Source organism: Aeromonas sp. 95A, assembly GCF_051919235.1.
In the GTDB taxonomy this organism is placed as follows: Bacteria; Pseudomonadota; Gammaproteobacteria; order Enterobacterales; family Aeromonadaceae; genus Aeromonas; species Aeromonas veronii.
The window spans coordinates 4,323,506-4,336,754 of the sequence record NZ_JBQBFC010000001.1 but is presented as its reverse complement, the minus strand read 5'-3'; the positions used below and the strand labels follow the sequence as shown (position 1 = coordinate 4,336,754).

Annotated in this window: 6 protein-coding genes; 5 read left to right on the top strand and 1 reads right to left on the bottom strand. The window is 59.4% G+C overall.

All coding sequences use genetic code 11. The features are described from left to right. Positions 1 to 642 carry a BREX-3 system P-loop-containing protein BrxF gene (gene brxF, locus ACTG2U_RS19870; RefSeq protein WP_156852402.1) on the bottom strand — a complete coding sequence of 214 codons (642 nt, stop codon included), beginning with the start codon at positions 640 to 642 and terminating at the stop codon, positions 1 to 3. Between the two features lie 163 nt (positions 643 to 805). On the opposite strand from brxF, the gene umuD reads away from it, so the two are divergent. From umuD to fdhF, 5 genes are all read left to right on the top strand, one after another. After that, positions 806 to 1,249 (top strand): translesion error-prone DNA polymerase V autoproteolytic subunit, encoded by a 444-nt coding sequence (gene umuD, locus ACTG2U_RS19865; RefSeq protein ID WP_439975014.1) that lies wholly within the window; start codon positions 806 to 808, stop codon positions 1,247 to 1,249. Beyond that, positions 1,230 to 2,489, top strand: a complete 1,260-nt coding sequence (umuC, locus tag ACTG2U_RS19860; RefSeq protein WP_439975013.1) for a translesion error-prone DNA polymerase V subunit UmuC — start codon at positions 1,230 to 1,232, stop codon at positions 2,487 to 2,489. Before umuD ends, umuC begins: the two co-directional genes overlap by 20 nt. A gap of 612 nt (positions 2,490 to 3,101) precedes the next feature. Further along, entirely contained in the window at positions 3,102 to 7,346 is a 4,245-nt protein-coding gene (locus ACTG2U_RS19855) for an ATP-binding protein (RefSeq protein WP_439975012.1), read from the top strand. Beyond that, the gene (locus ACTG2U_RS19850; RefSeq protein ID WP_439975011.1) at positions 7,339 to 8,550 is read left to right on the top strand and encodes an EAL domain-containing response regulator; all 1,212 of its coding nucleotides are present in this window, start codon (positions 7,339 to 7,341) and stop codon (positions 8,548 to 8,550) included. Before ACTG2U_RS19855 ends, ACTG2U_RS19850 begins: the two co-directional genes overlap by 8 nt. 530 nt (positions 8,551 to 9,080) lie before the next feature. Then, a complete protein-coding gene (gene fdhF / locus ACTG2U_RS19845; protein WP_439975010.1) occupies positions 9,081 to 13,247 on the top strand; it encodes a formate dehydrogenase subunit alpha in 4,167 nt (1,388 codons plus the stop codon). Positions 13,248 to 13,249: the final 2 nt, after the last annotated feature.

Below are 13,249 nucleotides of genomic sequence, written 5' to 3'. Positions count from 1 at the left end.
TTATCCCCTTTGCTCGGTAACGTGAATGATGGGCACGTTGGCCAAATCATTCGCAGAGTAAGATTGATAGTCGTCCCGTCCGGGGACGGAAAAGGTTAGAAATCGTTCTGTAATCTGACCAGGCCAGATGGCCACGATAGGTTTGAGGCGAGCTAAATCCTGGAGCTGACGCAGTGGGTCTAGTTCCAACGTTGGCTCAAACAAAACTTGGATCCTGTCTAGCCATACAACATCAGACGCTATGCCATTCAGCATTTGAGCAATGATGTCTGAAACATGGCGAGACCGGTCATTGCATGATAGCGGTAACAGCCGCTCACATAACTGTTCTGAAAGCTCAAGATATGTCAGCCCTTCTGTTTCACGAGCAGACCTGATGATTTGTGTAGGTGAGTTGATGACTAGCACCAAGGCGCTAGATTGGACACTCATTCTCAACAGGGCCTTGTTGGCTTCCGCTTGCAGCTCGTATGCCGAAGATACGCTTGTTACATGGATTGGTTGCCCGAGCATCGCTCTCTGCTTAATGACACAAATAAATTGGCATATTCTAGCGATTTCAACTTGGTCTGTCTCATCAGAAACCTTGAGATAGCGTGTCTTTATGAATCGCCCCGGCTCTCCAACTGACTGGGGATCCACATAACCACCCAGCTGGATTCAAGGCTGAGACACAGATTGTGACTCATACTGACCTCTTTGTTATCTATTAGCGCCATGGTACGCCATCATTGGCATGCGGGACTTGCGCTGGTTCAAAGGTGGTGCGCTATAATACCTGTATATAAATACAGGCATTGTTACCATGAAGTTGTTAACCCCAGACCCATCACCCGCCGAGGTGACCATCCAGCTGTTCTTGCACCGCGCCTCTTGCGGATTTCCCAGCCCAGCCAGCGACTATCTGGAAGGGAAGTTGGACCTCAACACCCACTGCGTGGCGCACCCTGCAGCAACCTTCTATCTGCGTGCCGAGGGGGAGAGCATGACCGGGGTCGGCATCTTTCCCGGTGACTTGCTGGTGGTCGATAAGAGCCTCACCCCGCGCCATGGTGATGCGGTGATTGCACTACTCGATGGCGGCTTCACGGTAAAGACCCTGCAGCTCAAGCCGAGGTTGCGGCTGTTGCCAGCCAATCCGGCGTTCGCGCCTATCGACCCTTGTATGAGCCTCTCCCTGGAGCTGTTCGGAGTGGTCACCCATGTGATCGGCAATCTGAGGCAGCGTGATGGCCATAGCGCTCGTTGATGTAAACAACTTCTACGCCAGCTGTGAGCGGCTGTTTCGCCCTGAGCTACGTGGCCGCCCGATCGTGGTGCTTTCCAACAACGATGGATGCGTGGTGTCACGCAGCCCCGAGGCCAAGGCGATGGGCATCAAGATGGCCGGGCCCTACTTCAAGATCCGCGAGCAGTTCGAGACGCATGGCGGTGTGGCGTTCAGCTCCAACTACGCGCTCTATGGGGATATGTCTGGCCGGGTGATGAGCACGTTGGAGACCATGGCCCCCGAGCTGGAGGTCTACTCCATTGATGAAGCATTCCTGTCACTGTCGGAGTCGTTTGCCGGGGACCTGACAGCCTATGGGCAACAGATCCGGCAGCGAGTGTGGCAGTGGACCGGCCTAACGGTAGGGGTCGGGATTGGCCCCACCAAGACCCTCGCCAAGCTGGCCAACTATGCAGCCAAGAAGTGGCCTGCCACGGGCGGCGTCGTGGACTTGCGTGACGAGCTGCGCCGTGCCCGGCTGATGGCTATCACCCCGGTGGACGAGGTGTGGGGCATAGGACGGCGTTTGGGAGCCAAGTTGGTGGCACAAGGCATCAACACCGTGGCTGACCTGGTGGCTAGCGATGCCAAAGGGTTACGCACCCAATACGGCGTGGTGGTCGAGCGTATCGTACAGGAGCTGCGTGGACTGCCTTGCGCGGAGCTGACCGTTGAACCGGCGGCGAAGCAGCAGATCCTCTCGAGCCGTTCCTTTGGGGAGCGCGTGACAGACCGTGGGGAAATGGCCCAAGCGTTGTCAGGCTTTATGGCTCGCGCAGCCGAGAAGCTGCGAGCCGAGGGAATGTGTTGCCAACGGGTACACCTGTTCGTGCGGACCAGCCCCTTTGACGAACGAGCCCCTTACTACAGTGAGCAGGCTGGCGTCCGGCTGGTCTGCCCTAGCGATGATACTCGGTTGCTGCTGCAGCAAGTGAACGTGCTGCTACCGCAGATTTGGCGCGACGGTTACCGCTATCAGAAGGGGGGCGTCATGCTGAGTGAGTTCACCCCCAAGGGGCAGCAACAGGCTGACCTGTTTGCCCCGTCCTCCGCTCAATCAGATGCGCTGATGGCCGTGATGGACCAGATCAAAGCCAAGGGATTGGGGCGCGTAGGCTTTGCCAGTCAAGGCACGGGGTCAGCCGAGTGGATGATGCGACAAGAACACTTGAGCCCCTGTTACACCACCCGCTGGGAGGACCTGCCGGTGGCGAGGTAAAAGCCACCGAAGGTTGAACAGTCTATTCAAAGCTCGCTGGACAGGTAAATTTTGGACGGGGAATTTTTTTCCAAACGAGGAACTGATACAACAGAGAGCGCCAACTTTCGCAAGAGTCAGTTACCTTTATGAGGAAGGTGAGAGTTAACATTTCCTCCACTGCCAATTAACCACATATGGCCATGCCAACCCCGATAACACTATGTTACTGCAGAAGTTCTGATGTTAGGCATACGGTTAGGCATATTAAAATTTTCTGAATTGGCGATTTTTATTTTAAATCAGTAAATTAACCATCCAGTTCAACCTCCCCCAGCCCAAACGTTTGGAAAGGGCCACCTCGCAAGAGGTGGCCCTTTTTATTTGTCCATGTCCATGTTGTTTACCGATATCAAACTGGTTGGATTTTTTCCAAAATCCCCCTTGAACTAACCTTTGGCAAAAAATCAGGCGCATCACCGCGCAGGCTTTATCATCAGGTTGCCATCCCGGTACTAGCCGGACTCACAGCCGCACAGTGGCATGTCATGACCCAATATTGAGTAAATTGATGTTGGCCGCTGCATTTTAATGCACTTACAATATGCGCCCAATTCTGTTGGATTCCTTCTGATGCTCCGCCAATGTGATCGTCTATTCCTGTTTCTCCTGCTACTGCTCTGGGGCGTGGCGGCGCACGCCATTACCAGTCTGAATGAAGACGAGTTTGATCTGTCTGAACGCGCCTGGCTGTCATCACACCAGGAGTTGGTCATCGGCATGCCGATGATGGGTGATCCTCCATACAGCTATAAAGATGCAGATCAACGCTTTACCGGCCCAGTCCCCGACATTGCGCAGCAGATTGCCAGAACGCTCGGGTTGACCCTGCGCTACAAGGTTTACCCCTCCTACGTGGATGCGCTAACCGGGCTTGGCCACGGCGCAATCGACATACTGGTGAACGACCAGCCAAGCGAACAATGGCGATCCAATATTGTCTCCCTCCCGTTTTTGCTCTCCATGCCGCGCGGCGTGCTGCTCAACAATGGCAAAACGAAGTTGTCACGACAGGATGCCCATGGTTTGCACTGGGTCTGTGTCACGGGAGTCAATGCTTGCAGTGAATTGAAAAAATTGGGATTTCTCCGTGTGACCGAGGCCGAGAGTCGCAGCGAAGCAGCCTTTATGCTCAAAAAGCGCATGGCTGACGCCTATCTTGCCGACATGCCGTCACTGGTGATGGTAAAAGATCAGCACCCCAAGGCTGGCTTCACCATTGCCACTCCGGAATGGGTAAGCGGCACGTCTCTCTCCATCAATATGCACAAGAGCGACCCGGCACTGGTCAGCCTGGTGAGCAAGGCATTCAACGAGATACCGGTTGAAGATCGTCGTCATATGCTGGCCGCCACCACGACTAGCCAACATGCGGACTCAGGAGCGGTGAAGTCTGTGCAGTTTACCCCTGAGGAGCAGGAGTGGCTCAACCAGCATCCTGAGCTGACTTACGGCGTCTCTCCGGACTGGACCTCCATGAGCGAATTCAATTACCGGGGCAGGCTGGTCGGTTATGTGGCAGACCTGATGGCGCTGATGCAGCAAGTCTCCGGGCTGAAGTTCTCTCTGGTTCGCACCAATAGCTGGGGGGAAACCCAGAATATGCTGAAGCTGCGGCAGATCGACTTTATTCCGGCCATCTCCCCCAACCACGATCGCGGCCAGTTTGCGCTGTTCACCCCCGGCTATCTGTTTGTCGATCGGGTAGTCATTGCCCCCAAACGCAGTGCCGATATCACCGATCTCTCACTGCTGCGAGGGAAACGGGTCGGCATGGTGCATGGCTCGCTGGATAAAGATCTACTGACCCACATCGGCGCCCATCCGGTAGAGGTCAACAATGACAACCGCTTGCTGGAACTGCTGGACACGGGCGATGCCGACTACGTGATGGTCACCCTGCCATCCATCAACAAGCGGGTGAGCGAACGCTATCAGGTGGTCTATGCCGGCAAAGACTTGCGCCTGCCGATCGCCATGGCCACGCGCAAAGATCCCATGCTGCAGCGGATCCTCACCAAGGTGCTCTATTCGATACCGCCGGAGGAGCTCAATAAAGTGGAGAGACGCTGGCTCTCCATGAGCGTGCAGACCGGCATCAATAACGAAACAGTGCTGTTCTGGTTCGTAATGAGCGGCGCAGCTGCCACCCTGCTGTTTACCCTGTTCTGGGCCTGGAACCGTACCCTGAAACGGGAGATCGTGCAGCGACAACGGGCCGAGAAGACGCTCAATGAACAGTTGGTTTTCATCCAGACCCTGCTCGACTCCCTACCCAATATGGTGGCGCTGCGGGATCGCGATCATCGCCTGACCCTCAGCAACCGGGCATACCGCGAGCTGTTTGTCGGTGATGGGGAAGAAGGTGATCGCTGGGGCTATATGACCGAGGACGAGCGGCAACAGATGCTGCGCGAGGAGCGTGCGGTCTGGGAAACCGGCGAGATCTTCCAAGGATCGGGTTATACCCAGCGCGATGGGGATGTTCCCCTTCACGTGGTCTACGTCAAGTTGCCCTATCGCGCAGCAGACGGCGCGATTCAGGGGGTGCTGACGGTATTGACCGATGTCAGTGCCCTCAAGGCCGCCGAAAACAAGGTGCGGGAAGTGGAGGGCAGGCTGCGGGACATCACCGACAGCATGCCGGGTCTGGTCTATCAATATCTCTGGCAAGGGGCCGGCAAGGGGAAATTCCTCTATCTGTCCCAAGGCGCCAGCGACATTCTCGGGATGACCCACCAAGAGTTGATGGCAGCCGAGTCTGGCGGCGTGATCCTCGGCTTGAACGACGAGGCGTTGGCAACCTTTATCGATAAGGTGGCCAAACATGCGCAAACCCTTGAGCCGCTCGATATGGAGGTGCTGGTGCCCTCTGTTCAGGGGGAGCGCTATATCCAGATCCGCGGCAACTTTGTGGCGCAACAGGGCCATGATCGCCTGCTCAACGGCGTGGTGCAGGACATCACCGCCATCAAGCAACAGGAGCATGAGCTGCGTGAGGCGCGCGCCGCGGCCGAGCAGGCGATGCAGGCTCGCAGCCTTTTTCTGGCCACCATGAGCCATGAGCTGAGAACCCCCATCTCGGGCATGCACGGCATGCTGGAGCTGCTGCGCATGAGCGAGCTCAATGATGACCAGCGCTATCTGCTGCGCAATGTGGAGAGCTCGGCCAACCACCTGCTCTATCTGGTCAACGATATCCTCGACTTTTCCAAAATCGAGGCGGGTCAGCTGCACCTCAATCGCCAATCCTGCCGTCTGCAACCTGTGGTGTGCGATGTGATCCGCGGCCATGCCGCACTGGCCTACAGCAAGGGGCTGAAGGTCACGCTCCAGTGGGAGGATCAACTCCCCGACCTGGCCGATATCGATCCGGTAAGAGTGGGCCAAGTGATTTCCAATCTGCTCAACAACGCGGTGAAGTTCACCGAGCAGGGCGCCATTTCGATCCAGGCCAGCTATCACGACCAGCAGCTGGTTATCGCGGTGACAGATACCGGCATCGGCATCGCCGAAGAGAAGCAAGCGCAGCTCTTTACCCCGTTCGAGCAGGTGGAATCCGATATCAATCGCCGCTTTGGTGGCACCGGTCTGGGCCTGGCCATCTGTGATCAGCTGGTGAAGAAGATGGGCGGCACCCTGACGGTCAAGAGCCAGCTCGGTGAAGGAGCCTGTTTCCGCTTCAGCATCCCGCTGTTCAATGTCCTGTGGGAACCACCCGCACTTGCGGGCAGCGAATGGTGGTGGCTGGGTAGCGATGCCGTCTTGCAGGCCACCATGGCACGGCTCGGCGCCCGGTTGAGCCCCCTCGATATCCACCAGCTCACCGCCGATCTCGACGGACTGCTGCTGGCCGAGGAGGCCTCACTAGAGTCCCGACTAGGGAGCAATTGGCACACCTTGCTACAGTCCGGCACTCTCAAGGGGGTCATCCTCTCCCCCCGCGAAGCGTTGCGGGGGCGCATGGGCTCGGAGAACTGGTGGCGCCTCGGCCAATCCCCCCTCTATCCCGATCTGTTGCTCGAAAGCTGCCGCGAACTGATCACCGGGCGAGCCGTGACCCCCCATGCCGCCAGCATCGAAAAACTGGGCGGGCGGGTGCTGGTCGCCGATGACCATCTGGTCAATCGCGCCCTGCTGACCCGTCAGCTGGCGATTCTGGGAGTGGAGTGCGAGGTAGTGGAAGATGGCGAGAAGGCGTTGCGCGCCTGGCAAACCCGGAATTTCGCCCTGCTGATCACCGACTGCCACATGCCGCACATGGATGGCTACACCCTGACCCGCCACCTGCGGGAACAAGGGGAGCAAGCCCCCATCATCGGCGTCACTGCCGATACCTCGGAGGAAGCGGCAGCCAATATGACGGCAGCCGGCATGAACGACATGCTGTGCAAACCCTATTCGCTGGAGTCACTGCGCCAGATGCTGCTGCGGTGGTTGCCCGCGACTACGATCACAGAGAGAGTGCCCGCACGACAGGCCATCAATCTCGACATGATCGGTCGCTGGCAAGATCTGTTTGGCGATGAAGGGATTGCCAAAAGCATGGCAAGGGAGTATCTGGCCTCCAACCGGAAAGATTGCCACGCTATGATGAACGCGCTCTCCTCCGATGATAGCCAGGAGCTGGTGGAGATCGCCCACCGCATCAAAGGGGCAGCCAGAATGGTCGGGGAGCTCTCCTTGGCCGAGCAGGCGGCGCAACTGGAATCGGCGGCCCGCCTCAAACAGTTGAGCGAGCTCGCGCTGCTGACACAGAGAGTGGAAGAACAGATGAACAATATTGAACGTGAAATGGGATTGTGGCTCGATGAGTAGAACGGCAGACGAGTTGGTCATCATGGTGGTCGAGGATCACGGGTTTCAACGCAAGACCCTGATGCACCAGATCCGGGCGCTCGGTTATCAACAACTGCTGGAGGCCGCAGACGGCATCGAAGCCCTGGCGCTGTGCCAGAGCCACACTGTCGACATCCTGTTCTGCGATCTGCGGATGCCCGGCATGGATGGCATGGCGCTGCTGCGCCGCCTCTCGCTGGGTGGCTTTCGGGGCGGCATCATCCTCTCCAGCGCGCTGGAAGATGACGTGGTGGAGGCCGTGCTGCGCATGAGCGCGGCCTATGGTCTCCATGTGCTGGGTCGCATCGAGAAACCCTCCAGCCCGCAGCGGCTGCGCCAGTTGATCGACTCCTGGGCACCCAAGTCGGCCCCGTCCGGCAAAGAGGATGGTCTCACCTTCTCGGTGGACGAGCTCAAACGCGCCCTCGACAACGACCAGTTGCTGCCCTGGTATCAACCCAAGGTCGGCTTTGCGTCCGGCCAGTGGGTGGGGATGGAGGCGCTGGCCCGCTGGCAGCATCCGGAATACGGGCTGATCTCCCCCGGCATGTTTATCCCGCTGGCGGAAAACAACGGCCTTATCGATCAGCTGACCGATGTCATCATCAACAAGTCGCTGCAGGATTGCCATCTGTGGGGACAGACCGGTCTCTCCCTCAATCTGTCTATGAATCTCTCAACCACCTCGCTGATTGAGGGAGATCTCTGCCACTTCCTGATCAACCAGTGCCAGCGCTGGGGCGTCAATCCCGAGCTGATCACCCTGGAGGTGACCGAAAGCTCGTTTGTCGAGGATATCGGCAAGGCACTGGAGGTGCTGACCCGGCTACGGATGCACGGCTTTGGCCTCTCCATCGATGACTTCGGTACCGGCTACTCCTCGATGCAGCAGCTGGCGCTGCTGCCGTTTACCGAGCTCAAACTTGATCGATCTTTTGTCGATCGCTGCTATGCCGACCCCTCCCGTCTGGCCATCATCGAATCGAGCATCGAGCTAGCCCGCAAGCTGGGGCTGAAATCAGTCGCCGAAGGGGTGGAAGATGTGCAGACCTGGCAACTGCTGGCCAAGCTGGGGTGCGATATCTGTCAGGGCTTTTTTACCGCCCGCCCGATGCCGCGCAGCGAACTGCAGCACTGGCATCAGATCTGGCAAGCCCGACTGCCGACCCTGATATCCGGCTGATCTCCCGCGACCACCCCTTTGGGCCAACAGCGCGCCGATCGACAACGTGAATGGCCGCCTTGGAAAAGGTGGCCATTTTCTTTGTGTCGGGCTCGCCACTCACGCATGCCCGCCCCCGATCCACCAACCTTTTATCCAACCGAGTGCCCCCCTTTGCTCTGCATGCGCCGCATGCCTTTATCAGAGCCACCATTTATGCAAAATAAGTTGCATCACAAATGGTGCTACTGACGGATAACACCTATCGCGAGCGAGAGCAGCCTCTCTTCTACCAGACGCATAAACTGACAATAAGACAATGAATCACCTGCTGTAACAGGAATGGTTCTCAACGATGCGCCGTGCCGATGAGGTAGACAAGACAACCTGAAATCGTTTTCCCTTTTGAACAATAAGCTGTCTAAAATCAAATAAAGTTGTAAATAATCTTTGTTATGGTGAGCGTATAGCAAGCGGCCTCCCTGTCGCTTCCCCTGCTGGCTCCGCCAGATGCAGCATTTTCTGCGCCTTGAAAGCGAGTTTATGACGCCATGATCACCATCACCCTCGATGGGGCTCAGTTGACGGTTGACCCGACCAGAACCCTGCTCCAGATAGCCAAACAGCACCAGACTGATATCCCCTCCCTGTGCGGTGACAACACCAGCGGCCCCAAGACGCCGTGCGATCTCTGCGTGGTCGAGATTGCCGGTCTCGGCATCCGCCGCGCCTGCGAGACGCACCCCGAGGCAGGAATGACGATCACGACCCAAAGCGATGCCCTGCGTGCGCACCGCCAGCAGGCGCTCGGTCGCATCCTCGCAGATCACTACGCCGATTGCGAAGCCCCCTGCCAGCGTGCCTGTCCGGCCGGGGTGGACATTCAATCCTATCTGCACCACATCGCCATGGGGGAGCACGAAGCGGCGATGGCCGTTATAAAACAGACCCTGCCGATGCCCCTCTCCATTGGCCGGGTCTGCCCCGCTTTCTGTGAGGCGGAGTGCCGCCGCGCCTTGGTAGATGAGCCGCTCGCCATTCGCCACCTCAAGCGCCATGCCGCCGATCTCGAGCTGGCAGAGATTGCCCCCTATCAACCGGCAAAGAAGCCCGCCAAGGGCAAGCGGGTGGCAATTATCGGCAGCGGCCCGGGCGGCCTCACCTGCGGTTATTATCTGGGTTACGAAGGGTTCGAGGTCGATCTGTTCGAGGCGATGCCCAAAGCGGGTGGCTGGCTGCGCTACGGCATCCCCGAGTACCGGCTGCCCAAGGCGATCCTCGATCAGGAGATCGACCTGATGTGCCAGAGTGGCATGCGGATCCACACCCAGCAGCGACTGGGCCACCAGATCACCCTCTCGGCGCTGTGCCGCGACTATGATGCGGTCTGTCTGGCGGTTGGCGCTTCCAAGGCGGTGCCGATGGATTACCCGGGCAGCACCCTGGCCGGTTGTTATCTCGGGGTCGATTACCTCAAGGATCGGATGCTGGCCAAGCGGCTCACCACCGGCAAGAAGGTGGCGGTGATCGGCGGCGGCAACACGGCCATCGACTGCGCCCGTACGGCTGTCAGGCTGGGAGCAGAAACCACCCTTATCTATCGCCGCACCCGTGCCGAGATGCCTGCCGAAGCCTACGAAATCGACGAGGCGGAGCACGAAGGGGTGCGCTTCATGATGCTGACCAATCCGGTAGAGAATCTGCCGGACAGTCGTGGTCGCGTCTGTCAGGTGCGCCTCGAGAAGATGGCCCTCGGCGAGCCGGACGCCTCCGGCCGCCGCCGCCCGGAGCCCACTGGCGAGTTCCTCATTGAAGAGTTTGATACCGTGATTGCGGCGGTGTCACAGCAGCCGGATCTGAGCTTCATGGAAGGGGAATCCCTCACCCTCCCCTTCACCCGCTGGCAGACTTTAGAGTCCCACCCCGAGACCATGCACAGCGGCCACGGCAACCTGTTCGCCATCGGCGATCTGCGCCGCGGGCCTGCCACCGCCATCGAAGCGGTCGCCGATGGTCGCAAGGCCGCGCTGGCCATCGACCAGTTCCTTCACGGTGACATGATCGATCCGGTTCGCCCCTTCAACGCCTGCAAGGCACCCACACTCAAGCAGGTCGATCCCGCCCAGTTTGCTCACCTGAAAAAAGTCGCCCGCAGCATCATGCCCCATCTGGCAGAGCAGGATCGCGAGGGCAGCTTTGCCGAGGTGGAGCGTGGTTTGAGTGATGCCGATGCCCGCAGCGAAGCCAGCCGCTGCCTCGAGTGCGGCTGTCAGGCCAACACCGATTGTGCACTGCGCGACTACGCCACCGAATACAAGGTCGAGCAGAGCGCTCTCGACACCAGCCAGTGCCAGAAGTTTGCAGTGGATAACAGCAGCGAATTTATCGTCTTTGATGCCAACCGCTGCATCGGCTGCGGCCAGTGCGTGCAGACCTGTGGCGAACAGGCGGTACAAGGGGTGCTGCGCTTTGCCAAAAACAACGATGGCACCCTCTCGAACCGGCCGCAGTTCGACACGGGGCTCTCGATGGGCGACTCCCACTGCGTGCAGTGCGGCGCCTGTGTACAAGTCTGCCCCACCGGCGCTCTGGTGGATGCCCGCGACAAGTCGCAGGGACGCACCGAGCTGCTCACGCCGGTCAATACTATTTGCACCTACTGCGGGGTCGGCTGCGGCGTCACCCTCTACGTCGATGAGGCGAACAACCGCATCCGCTATGTGGAGGGGAATCGCAACTCACCGGTCAATCAGGGGCTGCTCTGCGTCAAGGGACGCTTCGGCTTTGACTTTATTCAGAGCGAGGAGCGCCTCACTACCCCGCTTGTCCGTAAAAATGGCGAGCTGGTGCCCGCCAGCTGGCAGGAGGCCATCGCCCTGGTGGCCGAGCGTTTCACCGCCCTGCGCCAGCACTATGGCAGCGATGCGCTGGCGGGTTTTTCGTCGGCCAAAACCACCAACGAAGAAAACTACCTGTTTCAGAAGTTCATGCGCCGGGAGCTTGGCACCAACAACGTGGATCACTGCGCGCGGCTCTGCCACGCCTCCACCGTCACCGGGCTGGAGGCGTCACTCGGCAGCGGCGCCATGACCAACGACATCCCGAGCATTGATCACTCGGATCTCATCTTCATCATCGGCTCCGACACCTCTGCGGCCCACCCCATCATCGGCTCCCATATCAAGCGGGCCGTCACCATGGGCAAGGCGCGGCTGGTAGTGGCCGATCCGAAACGGATCGAGATGGCGGACCATGCCAGCCTCTATCTGGCCCACCGCCCCGGCACCGACGTGATGCTGCTCAACGGCCTGATGCAGCAGATCATCCAGCACGACTGGCACGACAAGGCCTATATCGCCGAGCGGGTGGAAGGGGTCGAGGCGCTGCAAGCGGAGGTGCTCTCCCCCGCCTATGCACCGGACAAGGTGGCCCTCGTCACCGGCGTACCGGCCGAGCAGGTGATCGAGCTCGCGCGCCTTATCGGCACCGCCGAACGCACCGCCGTCTACTACTCCATGGGGATCACCCAGCACACCACCGGCCACGACAATGTGCGAGCCATTGCCAACCTGCAACTGCTGTGCGGCAACATCGGCATCGAAGGGGGCGGCATCAACCCGCTGCGGGGCCAATCCAACGTGCAGGGTGCCTGTGACATGGGGGCGCTGCCCAACTGCCTGCCCGGCTATCAGAAGGTGGCCAACCCCGAGGTACATGCCCGCTTCGCAGCAGCCTGGCAGCAGCCAGACTTGCCGCGCACGCCCGGCCTCACCCTTACCGAGACCATCGATGCCGCCTGCGCGGGCAGCATCAAGGGGCTCTATGTGATGGGGGAAAACCCGGTGCTGAGCGATCCGGATCAGCACCACGTCATCGAGGGGCTCAAGCAGCTGGAGTTTCTGGTGGTGCAGGATATCTTCCTCTCGGAAACTGCCCAGCTGGCCGATGTGGTGCTCCCCTCCTGCTCCTTTGCCGAAAAGAGCGGCCACTTCACCAATACCGAGCGGCGGGTACAGCGCATCTCCCCCGCCCTCAAGGCACCGGGTGAGGCGCGGGAGGATTGGTGGATCATCCAGCAGATCGCCAACGCCATGGGTGGCGACTGGCGCTATCAACACCCGAAGGAGATCACCGCCGAGATCTGCCAAGTCACCCCGCAATACGCTGGCATCCAGTGGGACAAGGTGGGAGCGCAAGGGCTACAGTGGCCCTGCAACGATGCGGCGCCCGAAGGCACTCGCCTGCTCCACGGCAAGCAGTTCACCCGCGGCAAGGGGGAGATGGTCGCGACCCCGTTCCGCTATGCCGCCGAACTGCCCGACGAGACCTATCCCATCGTGCTCACCACCGGCCGCCTGCTGGAGCAGTTTCACACCGGCACCATGACCCGCAAGACCAAGGGGCTCGACAAGCTGGCCGGCCCGCGGGTGATGATGAGCGTGGCGGATGCGCAGCGGTTGGGGATCAGCAACAGCGAGCGGGTGAAAGTCACCAGTCGCCGCGGCCATATCGAACTGCCCGCCTTCGTGACCAAACGGATGCAACCGGGTGTAGTCTTTATCCCGTTCCACTTCGCCGAAGCCCCGGCCAACCGGCTCACCATCAATGCCACCGACCCCCACGCCAAGATCCCCGAGTTCAAGGTAGCTGCGGTGCGCATCGACAAGCTGACCAGCCAACACACCTCGACACAACAACCAGAGATGGAGATAGCCTGACC

Excerpts from the sequence above, each read along its gene's own strand:
- umuC (WP_439975013.1), top strand. The coding sequence starts at position 1,230 with ATGGCCATAGCGCTCGTTGATGTAAACAACTTCTACGCCAGCTGTGAG.
- fdhF (WP_439975010.1), top strand. The coding sequence starts at position 9,081 with ATGATCACCATCACCCTCGATGGGGCTCAGTTGACGGTTGACCCGACC.
- umuD (WP_439975014.1), top strand. The coding sequence starts at position 806 with ATGAAGTTGTTAACCCCAGACCCATCACCCGCCGAGGTGACCATCCAG.
- ACTG2U_RS19855 (WP_439975012.1), top strand. The coding sequence starts at position 3,102 with ATGCTCCGCCAATGTGATCGTCTATTCCTGTTTCTCCTGCTACTGCTC.
- ACTG2U_RS19850 (WP_439975011.1), top strand. The coding sequence starts at position 7,339 with ATGAGTAGAACGGCAGACGAGTTGGTCATCATGGTGGTCGAGGATCAC.